This window comes from Natranaeroarchaeum aerophilus (genome assembly GCF_023638055.1).
Lineage (GTDB): Archaea > Halobacteriota > Halobacteria > Halobacteriales > Natronoarchaeaceae > Natranaeroarchaeum > Natranaeroarchaeum aerophilum.
This window is the reverse complement of sequence record NZ_JAKRVY010000005.1, coordinates 108,877-128,123: the sequence shown is the minus strand read 5'-3', so window position 1 is coordinate 128,123 and position 19,247 is coordinate 108,877. Positions and strand designations below refer to the sequence as shown.

Annotated in this window: 21 protein-coding genes; 12 read left to right on the top strand and 9 right to left on the bottom strand. The window is 62.7% G+C overall.

Annotation, left to right across the window (positions count from 1 at the left end):
* Nucleotides 1–92 precede the first annotated feature (92 nt).
* Nucleotides 93–398: an FUN14 domain-containing protein gene (locus AArcSt11_RS10470; RefSeq protein WP_250596902.1), complete on the top strand. Its 306-nt coding sequence runs from the start codon at nt 93–95 to the stop codon at nt 396–398.
* 1 nt (nt 399) lies between these two features.
* Here the strand turns inward: AArcSt11_RS10470 and AArcSt11_RS10465 are convergent, their stop codons facing one another.
* From AArcSt11_RS10465 to AArcSt11_RS10450, 4 genes are all read right to left on the bottom strand, one after another.
* The gene (locus tag AArcSt11_RS10465; RefSeq protein ID WP_250596901.1) at nt 400–840 is read right to left on the bottom strand and encodes a type II toxin-antitoxin system VapC family toxin; all 441 of its coding nucleotides are present in this window, start codon (nt 838–840) and stop codon (nt 400–402) included.
* Nucleotides 833–1,183 (bottom strand): transcriptional regulator, encoded by a 351-nt coding sequence (locus AArcSt11_RS10460; RefSeq protein ID WP_250596900.1) that lies wholly within the window; start codon nt 1,181–1,183, stop codon nt 833–835. The genes AArcSt11_RS10465 and AArcSt11_RS10460 overlap by 8 nt, the downstream gene beginning before the upstream one ends.
* 114 nt (nt 1,184–1,297) lie before the next feature.
* Entirely contained in the window at nt 1,298–2,023 is a 726-nt protein-coding gene (locus AArcSt11_RS10455; protein WP_250596899.1) for a ribosome assembly factor SBDS, read from the bottom strand.
* A gap of 40 nt (nt 2,024–2,063) precedes the next feature.
* A complete protein-coding gene (locus tag AArcSt11_RS10450; protein ID WP_250596898.1) occupies nt 2,064–3,035 on the bottom strand; it encodes a deoxyhypusine synthase in 972 nt (323 codons plus the stop codon).
* Nucleotides 3,036–3,145: 110 nt separating this feature from the next.
* On the opposite strand from AArcSt11_RS10450, the gene dacZ reads away from it, so the two are divergent.
* Both dacZ and AArcSt11_RS10440 read left to right on the top strand, forming a co-directional pair.
* The gene (dacZ, locus tag AArcSt11_RS10445; protein WP_250596896.1) at nt 3,146–3,961 is read left to right on the top strand and encodes a diadenylate cyclase DacZ; all 816 of its coding nucleotides are present in this window, start codon (nt 3,146–3,148) and stop codon (nt 3,959–3,961) included.
* 1 nt (nt 3,962) lies between these two features.
* Entirely contained in the window at nt 3,963–4,745 is a 783-nt protein-coding gene (locus AArcSt11_RS10440) for a mechanosensitive ion channel family protein (protein WP_250596894.1), read from the top strand.
* A gap of 77 nt (nt 4,746–4,822) precedes the next feature.
* Here AArcSt11_RS10440 and AArcSt11_RS10435 read toward each other — a convergent pair whose 3' ends face one another.
* A complete protein-coding gene (locus tag AArcSt11_RS10435; RefSeq protein ID WP_250596892.1) occupies nt 4,823–5,215 on the bottom strand; it encodes a PIN domain-containing protein in 393 nt (130 codons plus the stop codon).
* The gene (locus tag AArcSt11_RS10430; protein ID WP_250596890.1) at nt 5,212–5,442 is read right to left on the bottom strand and encodes a hypothetical protein; all 231 of its coding nucleotides are present in this window, start codon (nt 5,440–5,442) and stop codon (nt 5,212–5,214) included. Before AArcSt11_RS10430 ends, AArcSt11_RS10435 begins: the two co-directional genes overlap by 4 nt.
* A gap of 160 nt (nt 5,443–5,602) precedes the next feature.
* On the opposite strand from AArcSt11_RS10430, the gene mutS reads away from it, so the two are divergent.
* From mutS to AArcSt11_RS10415, 3 genes are all read left to right on the top strand, one after another.
* Nucleotides 5,603–8,332: a DNA mismatch repair protein MutS gene (mutS, locus tag AArcSt11_RS10425; protein WP_250596889.1), complete on the top strand. Its 2,730-nt coding sequence runs from the start codon at nt 5,603–5,605 to the stop codon at nt 8,330–8,332.
* Nucleotides 8,333–8,464: 132 nt separating this feature from the next.
* The gene (locus AArcSt11_RS10420) at nt 8,465–8,707 is read left to right on the top strand and encodes a hypothetical protein (protein ID WP_250596887.1); all 243 of its coding nucleotides are present in this window, start codon (nt 8,465–8,467) and stop codon (nt 8,705–8,707) included.
* On the top strand, nt 8,704–9,003 hold the full coding sequence (locus tag AArcSt11_RS10415; protein ID WP_250596885.1) for a hypothetical protein: 300 nt from the start codon (nt 8,704–8,706) through the stop codon (nt 9,001–9,003). The genes AArcSt11_RS10420 and AArcSt11_RS10415 overlap by 4 nt, the downstream gene beginning before the upstream one ends.
* 18 nt (nt 9,004–9,021) lie before the next feature.
* Here the strand turns inward: AArcSt11_RS10415 and AArcSt11_RS10410 are convergent, their stop codons facing one another.
* Complete coding sequence (locus tag AArcSt11_RS10410) at nt 9,022–10,086, bottom strand: NAD(P)/FAD-dependent oxidoreductase (protein ID WP_250596883.1); 1,065 nt, start codon at nt 10,084–10,086, stop codon at nt 9,022–9,024.
* A gap of 133 nt (nt 10,087–10,219) precedes the next feature.
* On the opposite strand from AArcSt11_RS10410, the gene AArcSt11_RS10405 reads away from it, so the two are divergent.
* Complete coding sequence (locus tag AArcSt11_RS10405; RefSeq protein WP_250596879.1) at nt 10,220–10,642, top strand: universal stress protein; 423 nt, start codon at nt 10,220–10,222, stop codon at nt 10,640–10,642.
* A 6-nt stretch (nt 10,643–10,648) separates the two neighbouring features.
* On the opposite strand, the gene AArcSt11_RS10400 is transcribed toward AArcSt11_RS10405, so the two are convergent.
* Complete coding sequence (locus tag AArcSt11_RS10400) at nt 10,649–13,303, bottom strand: glycoside hydrolase family 31 protein (protein WP_250596877.1); 2,655 nt, start codon at nt 13,301–13,303, stop codon at nt 10,649–10,651.
* Nucleotides 13,304–13,465: 162 nt separating this feature from the next.
* Between AArcSt11_RS10400 and AArcSt11_RS10395 the strand changes: the two genes are divergently transcribed.
* From AArcSt11_RS10395 to yqeC, 4 genes are all read left to right on the top strand, one after another.
* Entirely contained in the window at nt 13,466–13,741 is a 276-nt protein-coding gene (locus AArcSt11_RS10395) for an acylphosphatase (protein WP_250596875.1), read from the top strand.
* A 153-nt stretch (nt 13,742–13,894) separates the two neighbouring features.
* Nucleotides 13,895–15,337: an NAD(P)H-hydrate dehydratase gene (locus tag AArcSt11_RS10390; protein ID WP_250596873.1), complete on the top strand. Its 1,443-nt coding sequence runs from the start codon at nt 13,895–13,897 to the stop codon at nt 15,335–15,337.
* On the top strand, nt 15,330–15,818 hold the full coding sequence (gene moaC / locus AArcSt11_RS10385) for a cyclic pyranopterin monophosphate synthase MoaC (protein WP_250596871.1): 489 nt from the start codon (nt 15,330–15,332) through the stop codon (nt 15,816–15,818). Before AArcSt11_RS10390 ends, moaC begins: the two co-directional genes overlap by 8 nt.
* A 6-nt stretch (nt 15,819–15,824) precedes the next feature.
* Entirely contained in the window at nt 15,825–16,571 is a 747-nt protein-coding gene (gene yqeC / locus AArcSt11_RS10380) for a selenium cofactor biosynthesis protein YqeC (protein WP_250596869.1), read from the top strand.
* Nucleotides 16,572–16,574: 3 nt separating this feature from the next.
* On the opposite strand, the gene AArcSt11_RS10375 is transcribed toward yqeC, so the two are convergent.
* A complete protein-coding gene (locus tag AArcSt11_RS10375; protein ID WP_250596867.1) occupies nt 16,575–17,189 on the bottom strand; it encodes a molybdenum cofactor guanylyltransferase in 615 nt (204 codons plus the stop codon).
* A 172-nt stretch (nt 17,190–17,361) separates the two neighbouring features.
* Between AArcSt11_RS10375 and AArcSt11_RS10370 the strand changes: the two genes are divergently transcribed.
* Nucleotides 17,362–19,227, top strand: a complete 1,866-nt coding sequence (locus tag AArcSt11_RS10370; protein ID WP_250596865.1) for a hypothetical protein — start codon at nt 17,362–17,364, stop codon at nt 19,225–19,227.
* Nucleotides 19,228–19,247: the final 20 nt, after the last annotated feature.

Sequence of the window (19,247 nt, the reverse complement as noted above, 5' to 3'; positions counted from 1 at the left end):
CCGATTCTCCGATTCGTTTTCCGATCCCGTGCGGAAAGTCGAACTGATCCGGCACAAAGGGCTTATTATGATCGGCTTACCTCCATTGCTGTATGGAGATCGAGGCCCAGCAACTGGCAATGGAGTTCGGTGGCGGCGCGCTGATCGGTGGGATTATCGGCTACGCCACGAAGCGGATCGCCAAGCTACTGGCGGTTATTATCGGCGTTCAACTCGCCCTATTTCGCTTTCTTGAGTCGAAGGGTATTGTGGTAGTCGACTACGATCGACTAACGTACGGACTCGTTGCGACGCGCGACCAGGTGCAGGATCCGGGCTGGATCGTGCCTATCATATCGACGCTGTCGATCGGTGCGGGCTTCGTCGGCGGTTTCTGGGTCGGTTACCGGCGTGGGTGACTCATCCCTCTGGAACTGTCGTCAATCCCAGCGTCTCGAAATCGCTGTCGAAGGCAAAAACGTGCTCTATTTCGTATTTAGCTGCCAGAATTGCAGTCGTGTGATCGACAAAGGAAATACTTTGATCGTCGTACTTTGCGAAGGATTCGCAAGTGCGGTCGAACCCCTCGTCGCTCAGGTCAAGAATCAGAATCGCCTCTGACTCCCGGATTGCGTTCACCGCACGGACGGCATCGGCATGTGTCGTTTTCCGTTCCAGCAACGTCGCTAGCTCGCCGATGACGAACCGACTCGTGTACAGCGGACGGAACCGACGCTTTCCAGATCGGATTCGCTCGAACAGACGTTGTGCACGACCGTGTCGTTCGTCATCGGCATCGAATCGCGCGTAGAGTGCGCCCGTGTCCAGAAACAGCGGCCGCGGTGGGCGCGGTTCAGACATTATCGTACAGGTGTTCGTCGACGTTCGCGGCGACATCACCGGGACCACCCTCTCTCGCTGGCTCCGCAGCGAAGAAGGGATCCTCGGCATCGATCGGAGTCGCTTCCCCTTGCTCAACGAGCCAGTAAATTAGTGTCCGGCCAGTTTTACGACGACCGAGTATTCCCCGCTCGTACAGCCCCGAAAGTTTGCGTCGTGCGGCTTCTGTGCTACACGAGAGTGTGTCCGCGACATCGCTCGACGTAATCACCGGTCCATCGACGCGTTCGAACACGCCAAGGACGCGCCGTTCTGTTAGCGTTTCGGCGTATTCGCCCTGGTCGTTGCGATCGCGTGATCCCATAGTACCGAATTTACTCCGTGACCTGATAAGCCTATTGGGTACTGACACAGCCAATTGGTAGTAACAATACCATTCGATGAAAGCGCGACAATTTCGATGCTAGCCGGGAGCGACCTACCGCGTCTTGATATCGTCTTCGTCCCTGATAATCTGGGTTTCAGCCTCGCCACTCGTGACCTCGTTCGCACGATCGAAGAACTCGTTTTGCAACCCGGCGGGGAACGTTAGTACACCGATCCACGAGCCGTCGGCCTGCCACTCCTCGCGTTCCAGGTCGCCGAAATCACGGAGCTTCGATTGAGCGCTCCCGGCGTGATCGGCGGGAACCTGTACCGCGACGGTCACCTCATCGAACCGGATCGGGATAACCGGGCGCAGGGCGTCGAGCGCGTCGTCGATCTGCTCTTCGACGGGTTCCATCGGATCGACGCTGAACCCGGCGTCTTCGAGCGCGCTCTCGATCCGATCCGGCGGATGTGGCGCGTCGTCCATCTGCGGGTTAACCGCGTTGCGCGTGATCTGGTTGACCAGTTGTTTGTGTTTGCGCTCTTGCATCTCGCGGCGCTGGTCGGCCGTTATCTGGATCTCCCCGCGTTTGATGACCTCGGGGATGATCTCCAGTGGCTCGGTCGTGCCGAAGACCTCCTCCAGATCACCCTCTGCAGGTCGGTCACCGCGGCTGGCGTTCTCGAAGACGTCTTCGGCCGCAATCACGTCCTCCAGATCGCCCTCGAACTCGTCGCGCTTGATCGAGAGGGCGGCGTCAGGGTCGACGAGCACCTCGAAGCGTTCGCCGTGCGATTCCAACCGTGCCGTCACTGCCTCGTCGAGCGATATCATGGCTGATAGTAGCAGGCGGGGATAAAAAGGTGTTTCCCGATCAGAACTCGAACGCTTGCGCGACCAGCAGCGGCACGACGAGTGTCGCTTCGGCCTCGACCTGCGTGTAGTTCTTGTCGGCGTTCTTGATTTTCCCCCACGAGACGGCTTCTTCCGGTGGTGCGCCAGATAGCGATCCATCGCCTTCCATTCCGGTGGAGACGTAGACCGCATAATCCGCGCCGCCGCGGAAGAGGTTCGTCATGATGGCGTGGTGTTTCGGGACGCCGTCGCCGAGCGCGATCAGGCCCGTCTTGTTCGCGAGCATGCCGTCCTCGATCAGCGTCTCGTAGTCCTCCAGAATCTCGATGCCGATATCTTCCTCTGCCTGCTGGCGGTAGTAGTAGAGGAAGTTACCGACCTCGGCGTCAGTCAGGGCCGGACAGAAGACAGGAACGTCGTTGTCGGCGGCCTGTTTGAGGATGGAGTTCTCATCATCGAGCGTCGCACCCAGTTCGGCGGCAAAGTCGGTCGGCGTCCGGACCGGCTCCTCGGCGAAGAAGTCCTCGAAGAAGTCGTTGAGATACTCCTCGAGCCAGACGTACCGATCCGAGGGGACGTAGATGTTGCCCAGACGGTTGATCCCCTTCTCGCGAAGTTCGGCCTCGTCGGCGTCCCACGAGCCCATTTTGAACGGCTTCGCGGTCTTGATGACGTCCTCGGTCAGCGAGCCCGAGGTGGTGATCAGGACGTCGACGTGCCCCTCGCGGATCAGCGCCGCGACGATCTCGCGCAGTCCCGAGGAGACGATGTTTGAGGTGCAGGTAAGATAGATCGTCGCCTCATCGTCCTGCATCCGCTCGACGATATCGATGGCGTCGGCGAGTGCAGTCGCCTGAAAGCCGGTCGTCGCGTACGAATCGAGGACGGTATCGAGGGTGATGTCGCCGGTAAAATCGAATCCCTCGACGTCCGCGGTCTCCAGTTCTTCGTCGCTATCGGGGAGTACGTGCTCCCGTGAGTCGTCGGTCATACCGGATCTAAGAAATGACGGACCTTGAATCGATTGAGTTAGATCGAGAAGCGCAGCGCGGGGCATCAGTGACCAAAACCTTTTGCCGTCACGCGGAGTGGGTACGAGCAATGTCGGATGTCAGTGAGTTATTCGGGGGCCTTTTTACCGACGCGGACGGGATCGTCCTGTTCTCGCCGAGCAGTTCGTACTACCAGACGTTTACCGACTTGGAGGATCTCGACGTTATCGTCGCCGCGCCGGACAACGAGCACGGCGCGGACCGGTTCGTCGAACTCCCACTGGCGTTCGAGGATGTTGCCGACCAGCTAACCTTCGCCATCGAGGGGGCGCTTGACGACGACATCGTTGAGGAGGGAGACGAGCTGATCTGCGGCGCAAAACTGTTCTCGGATGACGATATCGACACGGTCGCTCGTGTCCGGGCGAGCGCCGGTGAGAACTCGGGGATCTACGACCTCTTTACCCAGTCTCGGGCGGAGCCGTCGGTGATCCGAGCAGTCTTCGAGGTGGCTATCGAGTTGGGGCAAAAGGGACAGAAGGGTAAACCAGTCGGTGCACTGTTTGTCGTTGGCGACGCCGGGAAGGTGATGAACAAGTCCCGGCCGCTCAGCTACAACCCTTTCGAGAAGTCCCACGTCCACGTCGGCGATCCGATCGTGACGGTGATGCTCAAGGAGTTCTCTCGGCTCGACGGCGCCTTTGTCATCAGCGACGCCGGGAAAATCGTCAGTGCCTACCGGTATCTCGAACCGGCTGCGGAGGGTGTCGATATCCCAAAAGGGCTCGGCGCACGGCATATGGCGGCCGGAGCGATCACCCGCGATACGAACGCGACGGCGATCGTGTTGAGCGAGAGCGACGGACTGGTGCGCGCGTTCAAGGGCGGCGAACTGATCCTGGAGATCGATCCGGAGAACTACTGAGATGTTCGACCAGACGCTCGTCGAGGTTAGCCACCTGCTTCAGCAGCCGATCGTACTCGGGTTGCTGGTACTGGTACTCGGTCTCTTGCTGGGTGTCGCGGTCGGGCGGGTCAACAAACAGATCCTCATGACGGCGGGGATCGGTGACGCCGTCGAGGGGACGCCCTTCGAGCGCACTGCGCGGAGCATCGGTACTTCGACCGTCTCGCTCATCGCACGCGTCACCTCGTGGTTCATCTACGGCGTCACGATCCTGACCGCGATCCACATTTCCGGTATCTTCGACGCGCCGACGTTCTGGTTCAGTGTGGCCGAGTTCGTCCCGCGGCTGTTTATCGCTGTCCTCGTGATGATCGCGGGCTTCATCCTCGCAGACAAGGCCGAGCTGGCGGTGGGCGAACGCCTCAAAAACGTCAAGCTTCCCGAGATCAACATCCTCCCGCTGATCGTCAAGTACAGCGTTCTCTACATCGCCCTGTTGATCGCGCTGGGACAGGTCGGCGTCAACACGACGGCGTTGCTCGTCCTGTTGACCGTCTACGTCTTCGGCGTCGTCCTGATCGGCGGGCTAGCGTTCAAGGATTTCCTATCATCAGGGGCCGCGGGGATGTATCTCCTCCTCAACCAGCCCTACGGGATCGGTGACGAGGTCCGGATCGGCGACCGACAGGGCATCGTTCAGGAGATGACGTTGTTGACTACGCGAATCGAGAACGACGACGCCGAGTTCATTGTGCCCAACCGGGTCGTGTTCGAGGACGGCATCGCCCGGATGCGGAACTGATACGTCACAAAACCTGACAGTTCTCCGATGGTTTCGAGCCACTCTGGTCGCTCCGCCGAGAGAATCCGGCCAGTGGATCAATACGTCTCCACAGCAACACCGAGTGCGTCGAAGTCCCTGACGTTGGCGGTGAGGACTGGCTCATCGTAGATGTCCGAAACCGCTGCAACCATCGGATCAACCTTGTCGATTCCACTGTCACTGCCGGCTCGCCTGTCAGCACCCGCGAGTAACTGTCCGGCACGGCGTGCAATCCGTTCATTCTGTTCGACAACCGGATACATTCCGAGGGCGTTACGGACCTTTCGACGCTCCGATTCGTCTCCAAACTCGGATCCGTAGGTGAGTTCCATGACGACTGGCGAGGGAATCCGCTGAACTGTCTGTCCGTCTGAAAGCTCGACACCCTTCTCGAATGCATTCTGTTTGCCCTCGAAGAGATCAATGAGAAACGAGGTATCGAGGATCATTCGAACCGTTTCCGAAGTTCGTGTTTGTCCTCGGCGTCTGCACCCTCCTTCTCTTCGAGATTGTCTCGCATGATCGCTGCCGTCTCGGTCGACAGTATCCCGGCGACATCCTCAGGATTCGGCCCCCCAATAAGACGTCGAAGGGTCTCCTCCATGGTCTCGTCGTCTCGCTTGTGTGCATAGACGAATTCGTGGAACTCCTCGGAGATGCGGACTGATTTACTCATCCTGTCGTATACTCGTGTATACGGAACAATCAAACTTCGGGCGAATCTGTCGGCTACCATCGAAATACCACACACTCACCTATCGACCATACCGTGGCCCTTCTCTCAGCAGGTACTGGCAAGCGGAGAGTATTTTTGCGCGGAGCCACCGCCCATAGGTATGGACACGGCGCTTGGACCGCCCGAGAAGATGGCCGAGCGGGACGACGAGCTGACGCCGATGCTCTCGCAGTACTACGAGCTCTGTTCGGAGTACGAGGACTCACTCGTGCTGTTTCAGGTCGGCGACTTCTACGAGGCCTTCTGCGAGGCCGCCGAGGCTATCTCACGCCTGCTGGAAATAACATTGACCAGGCGCGAGGATTCGACCGGCACCTACCCGATGGCGGGGATCCCGATCGACAACGCCGAATCGTACATCGAGACGCTACTGGACGCCGGGTACCGGGTCGCCGTTGCCGATCAGGTCGAAGAGCCATCGCAGGTGTCGGGCGTCGTCGATCGTGCGGTGACCCGGATCGTCACACCCGGGACGTTGACCGAGGACGAACTGCTCAGGACCGACGACAACAACTTCGTCGCCGCGCTGACCGCGGACGGGGGGGAGTACGGCCTCGCGCTGCTCGACGTCTCGACGGGCGATTTCTACGCGACTGCCGTCGGCTCTGCGGCTGCACTCCGCGACGAGATCAGTCGGTTCGACCCACAGGAAGCGATCGTCGGGCCGAACGCCGACACCGAGCCGTTCCCCGATGGCTGTATGGTCACGCCACACGACGAGCGGACCTTCGACCACGGTCAGGCCCGCGAGCAAGTTTGCGCATACTTCGGTGACACCGATCGCCTGCTCGCGGGGGACGTTGAAGTCCGCGCCTGCGGTGCACTGCTTTCATACGCCGAGTACACCCGTGGCGGGAAACACACCGCACTCGCCCCGGACACGTTCGCGCGACACGCAGCGGAAGACTCCGATCGGGAGACAGACCAGCCAGACGACGCCGAAGCCAGCGAGGACGCCACGCTCGATTACATCAACCACCTCACCCGGTACGACCCACAGGAGTACATGGTGCTCGACAGGGTGGCGATCCGGAGTCTCGAACTGTTCGAGCGCAGGACCGCTCACGATCAGGCCGGACCAGCACTGGTCGACGTGCTGGACGAGACTGCCTGTGCACTCGGAAGCCGGGAACTGAAAGACTGGCTCCGGCGACCGTTGATCGACCGGGACGCGATCGAACGGCGTCACGATGCCGTGGGGGAACTCGTCGGCGACCTCCGAACCCGCGAGGCGTTGCGCGACCTGCTCCGGGACGTCTACGACATCGAGCGGCTGATCTCTCGGGTCGCACGGGGGCGTGCGAACGCCCGCGACCTCCGCTCGCTCAAGGATACGCTCGACGTGGTTCCGGACCTTCGGGCGGCACTCGACGGCGTCGAGACCAACGCACTGGTCGATCTTCGTACGGACCTCGACGAGCTGGCGGACGTTCGCGAACTCATCGGGGCGTCGATCCGTCCCGATCCGCCGACAGAGGTTACGGACGGGGGCCTGATCAGTGAAGGGTACAGCGACGATCTCGACGAACTCCGGGCGACTGAACGTGAGGGGAAAGCGTGGATCGACGACCTCGAAGCCCGCGAGCGCGAGCGCACTGGGATCGACTCCCTGAAGGTCGGTCACACCTCAGTGCATGGCTACTACATCGAGGTGACGAACCCGAATCTCGATGCGGTACCCGACAACTACCAGCGTCGACAGACCCTGAAGAACTCCGAGCGATTCGTCACGCCCGAACTCAAATCCCGCGAGGACGAGATCATCAGCGCCGAGGAGCGCGCCGATGATCTGGAGTATCGGCTGTTTACCGAGGTGCGCGCTGATGTGGCTGCCGAGTCCGCACGAGTCCAGACGGTCGCCGAGCGGATCGCGGAACTCGACGCACTCGTCTCGCTGGCCACGGTCGCAGCCCAGCACGATTACAGCCGTCCCGAACTGGGCGGCGAGGGGATCCACATCGTAGGCGGTCGTCATCCGGTCGTCGAGCGTACCGAGGAACAGTTCGTTCCGAACGATGCCCGCCTCGACGGGGACGCGGTCGTCACGATCCTGACCGGCCCCAACATGTCGGGCAAGTCGACGTACATGCGACAGGTCGCGTTGATCGTCGTGCTCGCCCAGATCGGAAGTTTCGTCCCGGCCGAACACGCGGAATTGCGACTCGTCGATCGAGTGTTCACCCGCGTCGGCGCGAGCGACGACATCGCCAGCGGGAAATCGACGTTCATGGTCGAGATGACCGAACTCGCCGAAATTCTCGACTCGGCGACCGAGCGCTCGCTCGTCCTGCTCGACGAGGTCGGACGGGGGACCAGCACGACGGATGGCCTCGCCATCGCACAGGCGCTCACCGAGCACGTCCACGACCGGACCGGGGCAACGACGCTCTTTGCCACACATCACCACGATCTCACCGAAATCGCCGGAGAACTTCCGCGGGTCGTGAACCGTCACTTCGCTGCGCGACGGACGGGCAACGAGGTCTCGTTCGATCATCAACTTTCTGCGGGCTCGGCGACAGCCTCGTACGGCGTCGAGGTCGCCAGTATGGCCGGTGTCGACGCGGGAGTCGTCGAGCGTGCACGAGAGTTACTCGACGAGGACGGGCAGCCGGGGAACTCGAAGGGTTCACCGGCCGAACCGCCCGCAGAAGACGGCATCTCCGCTGCAGTCGACGAATCGGCGGCGATCGGAGACGGTGGACGTACCGACGCCACAGCCCTCGCAACGCTTCGAGACGTGAACCTCGCCGATACAACGCCGCTGGAGGCGTTACAGCTCCTCGACGAGTTACAGCGCGAACTCGACGGCGGATCGTCATCGAACTAATCCCGATATCCGATCCGGGTCCCAGGGGTGCCCGAAACAAATCCATCACCAACGTGTGGAAAGCGTCTTCGACCCAGACCGTCGAACCAGCCTGTACGCTTATGATTCTATAGATACTAACGAGTATCAGTAATGAGCACAAGCCTGTCGCAGTCGCTCGGGAAGATCGATATGGACACCCGCGTCCAGTACGCGTTGATGATCCTGTTCGGGGGGCTGTGTCTGCTCGCCGCCGTGGCACCGCTGGCCGAGTTGACACAGGTCGCGCTCGTCGGGACGCTGTTTGGCTTCACCGCTGGGCTCTGGGTCTCACATCTGGTCGGGGTCGTCCACAGAGCGGTTCAACAGAAGAACGCCGCAGCAGCAGAGTCATGACCGACGAAGCCACCTCCGAGCCCGAAGAACAGTTTGCCGAAGACGAGGTCGGTGACGGATCCAGTTTCCTCGAGAACATCGTGTTCATCACGGGCGAAGACCCCAACGCCGGGTCTTTCTTGCTGACCGTCGGAATCATCACCTGTGTGTTCGTTGCCGCCTTTCAGCTGACGCTTCCTGAGCCGATCTCGAACCTCCTGACGGCAGCCGTCCTGGTTGTCGCCGTCATCAGCTTTCTCCTCGGCGCGATCCTCGACATGCTGGATTACTTCGATACGCCGAAACCGGGCCAGTAGCCGGGGAAGTCGACGGGGTTAGTCGTCGTCCGCCGTCTGAGGAGCCGGGGCATCTCTCGGGCCGCCCGCGTGTCCCTCGTGGGCGATCGCGGTCGCGAGCAGTTCTGGCGAGATAGCGGGGACGTCCTCTTCAGTTACGGGGCCGTCCTCCTCGATCTCCGCCGCCGATCGTGGGAACTTGCGCAACTCCTTGTGGATCGCCAGACCCGCCTTCGCACCCTGTCCCATCGCGACCGGGATCTGGTTGTGTCCCGGCGTCACGTCGCCGACCGCGAAGACGCCCTCGACGCTCGTCCGGCCGTGGTCGTCGACATCGATCGTGCCGTCGTCGGTGAGCTCACAGCCCAGTGACTCCGCGAGATCGGTATTGTAATCGGAGCCGTACATCGGGAAGCCGCCGCGGTACTCCCGGCGCTCTCCGTCCTCGAACTCGAACGCTTCGAGCCAGCCCGAATCGGAATCCTTCTCGATGCCAGCCACGTCCTCGTGGATGACGTCGATGGGGTGATGTTCCAGCATCGTTGCGGTCTCCTCGCTCCAGGTCGGCTCCTCCCCGCGGGTCAGCAGGTCGACCTCGTCGGTGACGTTGAGCATTATCATTGCGACGTAGGCCGCCGACGTACCATGGCCCATCACGTAGACCGGTTCGTCGACGAACATGTACGCATCGCAGTGGAGACACCAGTGCAGACCGCGGCCGGTCCGGGGGAGGGGCGGGTCGGGACGCTCGTCGGAGAAGCCGGTTGCAAGTGTGACTCGCTCGGCGAGAATCTCTCCGTTCCCCGTCGAGAGGCGGAACTGTCCGTCATCGGTTTGCTCGGCGTCGGTGACAAAGCCGCGCTCGAAATCGGCTCCGTACGACCGTACCTGTTCGCGGGCAGTTTCGAGGAACTCGTTGCCGGAAATCTCCTCGGTCACGCCGATCACGTTGTGTGTGTCTGTCATCATCGCTGCACGCCCGCCGCCGCGGTCGATTACGACGGTCTCGTGGCCCAGTCGGGCACCGTACAGCGCGGTCGTCAGTCCGGCAGGGCCGCCCCCCACGACCGCGAGTTCGTACTCGTCGCTGTCGCTCGTACTCATTACCCGTTCTAGCGAGTAGATCCGTATAAACCTGCGTTCTCCGGAACGGCCTCTCGGACAGCCGAGACCGTCAGGTATGCACCCAACTGGGAACCGTCGGTAACTACAAATCCGATCGGTTACAAGAACCGATATGACAGTTCTCGTCGCAGTTGCCGACGACGAAGTCTCTGCGGGCGTCGTCGATGTCGCCAGCAAACTGGGGTTGTGTCTCGACGAGGATCTGTACGTCGTTCACCTCACGGAAAACGAGTACGCGAACGCACACGAACGACAGGTTCGAGACGACCTCCGGGAGCAGTTCGAGGGGAAAGACGTCACGTTCGAGGTGGCAATCGAGCACGTCAACCGGTCCGGACTCCGGACGAGCGCTGCTGTCGGCCGCCAGCTCGCGGATCTCGCAGACGACGTCTCGATCAACCACGTCGTAATCGGCCACCGGTCGAAGTCCTGGCTAGGGAAGTTCACCGAGGGACACACGGCGCTTGTCGTCGCCGACGGCGTCGAGGTACCGGTGACGGTGGTGCCGGAAGATCTGGATCGCTCGGTGCTGTGAGAGCCCTCAGTCGTCGGCCGGAGCCGTCTGTTCGATCGTCGCGAGATCACCGTACTGCATCGCGACGGTTGCGTCGAGATCCGGGTCGTCGACGTCGAACAGATCGAAGGCGGGGACGACACCCGTTTCCGACTCGCCGCTCTGCTCGAAGGGGTGAATATCGTAGTCCCAGGCGGTGTAACGGTAGCTGATGTCCGACCGACCGTCGCCGTTCCAGACGACGATTCGCTCGTCACCGTCGTGATCGATCCGGTCCATCCCGGCACCGGTGAGCGTCTCGAAGAACGCACGCTGCTGTGACGCGGACATGACCTGCAGGTAGTCGGCGAGCCAGCCGAGCTCCGCCCGATCGTAGGACTCCTCGAGCAACTGGTCTTTCACGCTCGCCGGGAGCTTGCAGTACCGGAGGAGCCGCTCGACGTGCTCGTCGGTTCGGTCACGCCGGGCGAGAGTGGCATCGTCGACGTCGAGCGTCACCGTCAGCCGCTCGGAGACGTCGACTGCGGGGAGGTCGACGGTGAACCTGTCCCGGTCGGCGTCGTACTCGGTCGCCAGCACCTCGACGGACTGCTCACCGATCGACGCCTCGACAGTCCCGGGCTCGGCCACGCCGCGGAACTCGATCGAGTACGTGCGCTTGTCGGGGACGAGATCGAGCGCCCCCTCGGCCGGGCCGATCTCGACGGTCGATCGATCCCCGTCGTCGTGCTGGGTGATCGTGGTCGTGACGTGCTCGCCGTCGCGGTACTCGCGGGAGACGCCGTCGTCCTCGTAGAGAGTGAACTCGTTGTCGGCACCGGGGACCACGACGAGCCGCATCGCGTCGGGGTTGGCCACGTCGTTCGAGCTGACGTCTGCGTCCAGCGGGACGATCGCACCGGCTCTGGCGTAGACGGGGATGTCCCCGAGATCGCCGTAGCGGGCGTGCCAGCGACCACCCTCGAAGTGCTCGCCGGTAAAGAGGTCGATCCACTCGCCGTCGGGAAGCCAGACCGACCGGCGAGCCAGATTGGTGTCGTCGTCGCGCTCGCGGGTGTGTGGGGCGACGACCAGTTCGCTGCCGAAGTAATACTGGTGTGGCGTCTCGTAGGCCGCCTCGGCGTCGGGGGTGTGGAAGTACATCGGCCGGACGAGCGGGACGCTGTCGCGGTGGTCGCGCCACGCCATCGTGTAGAGATACGGGACGAGCGCGTGGCGCAAGCGGAGCGCGTCGGCCAGCGCGTCGAAGACCTCGCCGTCGAACTGCCACGGCCGCTTGTCGGTCGAGGCCGACTTGGTCGTGTGGATCCGGTTGATCGGGCTGAAGGCCCCGAACTGCGTCCAGCGGGCGTAGAGCTCGCCGAAATCGACCGGGTCGATGGTGCCGCCCATGTGCCCGCCGATGTCGTGGCTCCACCAGCCGTACTCTACGTTAGCCGACGTTGCGGTAAGCGTGGGCTGGAACCGGAACGAGTCCCAGGAGATGATCGTGTCGCCGGAGAATCCGATTGGGTAGCGGTGGCCGCCGAGACCGGGCCAGCGCGAAAAAATGAACGGCCGTTTGTCATCGCGGGTCCGGTCGAGCGCGTGGAGGTGGTTGAGCGCCCACAGCGGGTCCAGCCCCTCCAGCTCCGGGGACTCCTCCCACTGCTGCCAGTCGATCCACCAGAAGTCGATCCCCTCCTCGTCTTCGATCGGGTCGATGAGGTGCTCGAAGTAGCCCCGCATGAACGCCGGATCCGCGGCGTCGAAGGGGATCGGCTCCTCGCTCGCGGGATCGATCCCCATGTCCGCCGCGAACGCCTCGTACTGGTCCTCGTGTGGGTGGACGCCGTCTGCCGGATGCAGGTTGAGCGTGGTCCGCACGTCGTTGTCGTGAAGCCAGTCGACGAAGCCGCCGGGATCGGGGAAGTACTCCTCGTTCCAGGACCAGCCCGTCCAGCCGTCGTGATGTGGATTGTCGATGACGTGCCAGTCCATGTCGATCACGGCGACCGACAGCGGGAGGTCGTGGTCGGCGAACCCCTCGACGCGCTCGCGGAGTTCCGCCTGCGTGTAGTCCCAGTAGCGGCTCCACCAGTTGCCAAGCGCCCATCGTGGGATCATCGGCGTGTCGCCGGTGATATCCGTGTAGGCGTCCAGCCCGGCCTCGAAGTCGGTGCCGTAGCCGAAGAAGTACAGATCCTCGTAGTCGTCGCCCGCGTCCCGCTGTGCGATCCAGCCGTCCTCGAAGACGAGCCGGTCGGTGTCGTCGACGACGGCCCAGCCCTCCCGCGAGAACAGGCCGTCTTCGAGTTCGGCCGCACCGTCGACCATGTCCACCGTCCGGAGCGCACCGCCGAGGTTCGACTCGTCCTCGCCGTACTGCCAGACGGTCCCGTCGGCGAGTTCGATCGAGAGCCGGTCGTCGGTGAACCCCTCACCGAACTCGTACTGGAGCGTCAGCTCCGCGGTCTCGATCCGGAGGTCCGTCTCGGTTCGCTCGACGTCGAACTCCGGGACGGGCTGGTTGCGATACCAGACGAGCTGGCTCGGTCGGTCCTCGAAGGATTCCTCGGAGTCGTATTCGAGCCGAACCAGCCGCGGCGCGAGTATCGTAACCCTGCAGTTCGGTGCCCTGACGATCGCGTCCTCGTCAGCAACGGGATCGAACTCCGGCACGTGATGCGGTTGTAACTCCATATCACGATCCCACACTGGTGGGTTGTTAAATTCTGCCGGTCGATCCCGGCCGTTGAGGAGCGCGGATTCGATGTCGAAACGACCGACGCGCTGTCGATGCGGTCCAGTTCCCTGTCGACTGGCTCCCGACCCTTTTTGATTACGGGGAATCCATCGTTGGGTATGTCCAGAACTCGCGCACACGTGTTCGTCTCGGGTCGCGTTCAGGGCGTCTTCTACCGTGCAACGACAAAGGAAACCGCCGAATCGAAGGGGGTTCACGGCTGGGTCCGGAACCTCGAGGACGGGCGCGTCGAAGCGGTCTTCGAGGGGAACGAGGACGCCGTCGAGGCGATGGTCGAGTGGTGTCACACCGGCAGTCCCGCCGCGAGCGTCGAGGACGTCGACGTGGAGTACGAGGAGCCACAGGGCGAAGACGGGTTCCGTATTCGGCGGTGAGGAAGCGTAGACGCCATTACTACAGTATTCGAAGTGAACAGCTACAGTTAACGAAGTATATTACTACAGATTTCGAAGTCACGGACGAGCACGTCGAGTTGGTCCCACCCACCTCTCCAGCACCGTTTTGTCGTCGGGCGCCGAAGCCCGCATATGATCACGAGCGAGCGCATGGCCGCGGTTGATGCGAACGCCGAGGCGCTTGGCGTCCCGCGAAAACAGCTCATGGAGTCGAGCGGCAACGCCGTCGCACAGGCCGTCCGAGACGTCGCCGAACCGGGCGCACGGGTCGTCGTCGTGGCCGGACGGGGGAACAACGGTGGAGACGCCTTCGTCGCCGCACGGTTTCTGGACGGCTACGACGTCTCGGCCCATCTGCTGGGCCGCGCGGAAACGATCACCACCGACATCGCCCGCGAGAACTGGACGGCGCTCCAGCAGGGCGAGTACGAGATCGAGGAAGTCCGGGACTCGACTCAGCTATCGCTCCCCGAGGCCGACGTGATAGTGGACGCGATGCTCGGCACCGGCGTCACGGGGGCGCTCAGGGAACCGGCCGCGAGCGCCGCCGAAGCGATCAACACGAGCAGTGGCACAGTCGTCGCGGTCGACATCCCCTCCGGGATCGACGCCGACACCGGTGAGGCTGCAGGGGCCGCAGTCGAAGCCGACCACGTCGTGACCTTCCACGACGAAAAGCCCGGTCTTGATTCAGTCGATGCCGACGTGACGGTCGCCGATATCGGCATCCCGGCGGCCGCCGAGCTGTTCGTCGAGCGCGGGGATTTGCGCTCGCTCTCCCGTGAGCCCGAGTCTCACAAGGGGGACCACGGCACTGTGCTGGTGGTCGGCGGCGGCCCCTACTCCGGCGCGCCGGCGCTCTCCGCGCAGGCGGCGTTCCGGGCCGGTGCGGATCTGGTCTACGTCGCGACGCCCGAGTCCGTCGCCGACGCCGTCGCGGGCTACTCCGAGAACCTGATCGTCGAGGCGCTGCCCGGTGACCGGCTCGCGCCGGTCCACGTCGATACTCTGCTCGCGCTCGCGGAGGACGTCGACGCCGTGCTCGTCGGTCCCGGACTGGGCGACGCCGAGGGAAGCCTCGACGCAGTGGGCGAGTTCCTCGGGCAGTTCGATGGGCGGGTAGTCGTCGACGCTGACCCACTCCGGACCGTTCCCGGGGTCGAGACCGACGCCGATCTCGTCTGTACACCCCATCAGGGCGAACTGGCGGCGATGGGCGGCCCGCGCGAGGAGGACTGGCGTGACCGGGCTGACGCCGTCGAGACCTTCGCCGAAGACATCGGCGCGACCCTGCTCGTGAAGGGCGCACACGATATCGTAAGTAACGGCGAGCGAACGCGAGTGAATCGAACAGGTAACCCCGGCATGACCGTCGGTGGGACGGGCGACGTGCTCGCCGGGATCACCGCCGCGCTCGTGACGGCGCTCGACGACCCCGTGCAGGCAGCGGGGATCGCGGCGTACGCGAACGGCCGCGCAGGTGATCTCGCGGTCGAGGACCACGGCTACGGGCTCGTCGCGACCGAACTCCCACCGCTTGTCGCCGATGCGCTCTGGGGTGATCGGGATGAGTGAGGAACGTGAAAACGAGCTAACCCACGTCGACGACTCCGGTGAGGCGCAGATGGTCGACGTCGGGGACAAGCCCGACAGCGATCGCCGGGCCGTCGCAGAGGGCGAGATCCACCTCCAGCCCTCGACGGTCGAGGCGATCCGTGCCAACGATGTCGAGAAGGGCGACGTGCTGGCAACCGCCCGAATCGGCGCGATTCAGGCCGTCAAACACACCTGGGAGACGATCCCGATGTGCCACCAGATCCCAGTCTCGAACGTCGATGTGGAGTTTGAGGTCGAGAGCGACCGAGTGGCGCTGACGGTCGGCGTCGAGACGACGGGCAAGACCGGTTGCGAGATGGAAGCGCTCGAAGGCGTGACAACCGGGCTGAACGTCGTCTGGGACATGGTGAAAGCCGCGGAGAAAGACGCCGAGGGCCAGTATCCCGACACCCGGATCGAGAACGTCCGAGTAGTACAGAAACGCAAGGAGCGACTCTGAGCGAGGATGGAAACGCCCGACCCACCACCGCTACCGGATGCGCTCGCCGCTCGTTCCGGGCTCGTCGCAGTCGTCGGTGCAGGAGGGAAGAAGACGACGCTGTACGCCCTGGCGAGTCGGCTGGATCGGGCGATCCTGACTGCAACGGTACGGATCCCGATCTTCGACCGACAAGTGACCAAGGTCTTCGTCACTGACGACCCGGTGGCGACGGTCAGGGAGGCCAGCGCGTGGCCGCTCGGTCTCGTCCCGGAACGCGAGCGAGAGGATCGGTATCTGGGCTACGAACCGGAGGCGGTCGACGCGCTCGCCGGGGCGGACGTCACGGAGTCGGTGCTCGTGAAAGCAGACGGCGCACGGACCCGACTGCTGAAAGCGCCCGACGAGCACGAACCCCAGATCCCGAGTACCGTGGATACCGTGCTCCCGGTCGCCAGCGTGCAGGCGGTCGGCAAGCCGCTCATCGACGAGTACGTCCACCGGCCCGAACGTGTAAGCGCGATCACCGACCGCTCCGTCGGCGACGAGATCCGGCCGCGGGACGTGGCTCGGGTCCTGACGAGCGAGGCAGGCGGGCTGAAAGGGGTTCCCGAAGCTGCGACCGTGGTCGCCGTCCTCAATATGGTCGACGACGCGGAAGATCTCGATAGCGCTCGTGAGATTGCCGAGCGCGTCGTCGCGGAACCCCGGATCGACGCAGTTGCACTCACCTCGATGATCGCCGAGAAGCCGGTTCAGGAGCTGTACCGCTGACGCCTACTGCTCGAACGTCGCGGCCGCCTCGGCGAGTTCCTCGCGGGTATTGATGTTCTCGAACGTCCGCAGGGAGGCGTGTTCGCGGATCGCCGCCTCACCCACGGTGACGTACTCGATCCGGTCGAGCGCCGCGGTGACCTTTCGCTCGTTGGCGTCCAGCGTCGCCTCGCAGGCGTCGGCCATCGCTGCGGCCCGGTAGACGGCCTGTGTCGTCTGGAACCAGCCGTCGTCGAGCCGCGGCACGGCGGCGTCGTGGCCCGCCGCGCGCTCGAACAGATACTCGATGAGTAACGTCTGGACGAATGGCATGTCGCAAGCGACAACGAACGCGTATTCGGTATCGACGGCGCGGAGTCCCGTTAGCATCCCGGCGACCGGCCCCTCGTCGGGCCGTTCGTCCTCGGCATAGCGGACCGGCGTCCGGGAGCCCGTCATCGCCGACTCGATCGCCGCTCGCTGATCAGTACGGCAATTAATGACTACCGCGTCGACCGCCTCGTCGACGGCGTCGGCGACCCGGCGGATCATCGGCGTCCCCGCGAGGTCGGCGACGGCTTTGTCGCGGTCGTCAAAGCGCGTCGAGCGTCCGCCTGCGAGGATGACGGCGGTGGACATGGTTGTTCCTTGGCGGCCCTGATTGTTAACGCCTTGACCTCGGAGTCGATAGCTCTAAAACGACAGAGATGAATAAAATTAAGTACAATTAGGTAAGAGTTCGGATATGATACGCGGGTCGTTTCCGTATTGTGACACGAATGACGCGGTAGTAATAGTCGTGGTGGCCGCTGTGGCACTACTACTGGTTGGTACCGCTGGTGCTGTTGGAGGTGCCAGTGTCGGCGACACCGGAACCGAAGACGGTACGATCGGGCCAGCGGCGTCCGTACATGCTGTAGAGGGCGGAACTGCTGGTGATCCGATCGCTGCGATCGAAACTGATCACTTCGAGATCAGATATCACGATGGCTACGAGTCGGAGGCGGAGGAGATCGCCGAGTTCGCCGACGAGTACTACGAGATGATCTTCCAGAAGTTCGGCACGGAACCATCCGACGACCCCGAGGTTGTCGAAGTCGGTCCGATGTCGGATCTTCCGTGCGAAAGCTCTGAGGGGGTTGATGGCTGCTTCCGGGTTCCGCCGGGACATATCTACGTGGCGGATGACGATCCGTCGTTGTTTTACCACGAGCTGATTCACCTGCACCAGCTGCATGCTGGCGTTCTCGAGATGGGCGGCCAGTCGCCGCTCGAAGTCTCTGTCGAAGGATCCGCTCGCTATCTTGAGTCGCCTGACGACGAGATTGCCCAGGATGCAACGTACCGGATCAACGAGGACGAGTACTTCACGAACAGAGACGCGAGCGGTGACGAGTACGACGACCTCGCGCTCTTTACCGAGTATCTCCTCTACGAGTACGATCGGGAAGCGTTCGATGTGATCTACACGACGAGCTGGGTCTGGCCGGATGGCGGCGGCTTCGGCAACGAGCTGGAAAATGCTACCGGCCAGGAGTACGATGAGATTCGGGACGATTTCGTCGCCCAGACGAATACACAGCAGACCAGAATGGAAGACGGGGATGCGATCCTTCCGGCATTCACCTACGAGCCGTATGTCATCTCCCCGAACGATGACGACGAAGCGGTGACGTTCGATGCCCGGACACCGGAAGTGATCGAGGAACTCGACCGATCGTGGTACGACGGCGCGGACCCGTTGTACGAATGGGACCTGACCGGTGACGGAGAGATCGACAAGACGGGAGAAACCGTTACACACGCGACACCGGACGAGACCGTCACGCTGTATGCAACTGTTGATGGGGAAACACACGTGGCCGAACAGGAGTTGCTGATGGAACCACCCGAGGAGGAGCTTGCGGACACGAAAATCGGACCGTTCGGGGTATCTCCTAGCCTCTCCGACGAGACGCTCGATCAGGGGGACGAACTGATCGTAGAAGTCCCAGTGACCAACGAAGGAGAGGCTCCCGGCGAACTGTCCCTCGACCTGACGATCAATGGAGAGACGGTCAAAGAACGGACGGTCGAACTCGATGTGTACGAGGACCGTGATGTGAAACTCCGGCATACGGTGACTGCCGGAGGTGATCTCGATGTCGCAGTCAACGGTCGATCAACGCTAGAGGATCTCACCGTCTACAATGTGGAAAACTTCCGGCTCGTCGAGAGCAACCTATCGACCGACGACGTAGAGCCGGGTGAACCAGTGGGGATCGAAGCCGAGCTGGAAAGCACTGAAGGATTGACGAGTCCGTACGCGGTGACAGTGACCGCGAACGGCGAAGAGATCGAAAGACAACAGTACATGGGAACCGGTGCTACGGAGATTGATGTAGAAACCGAGCACACATTCGACGAGCCAGGGACGTACGAATTGCTGGCAAACGGTGAGCCGATCGGCACGGTCACAGTATCCGATCCCGGTGCATCCGAGTCGGGGGACGACAGCTCGGATGGGCCCGATTCGGTCGATGATAGCCAGTCCGTGGACGACACGAACGGCGACGAAACTGCCGATGGGGACCGAGAGAGCGGCAACGATGACGAAACGCTCCCCGGATTTGGGATCATAATCGGCGTCCTTGCAGTACTCGGGACCGTTTTGTTCTCTCGGTACCGAGGCCAGTGACTGCGATATTGCGAATCTCT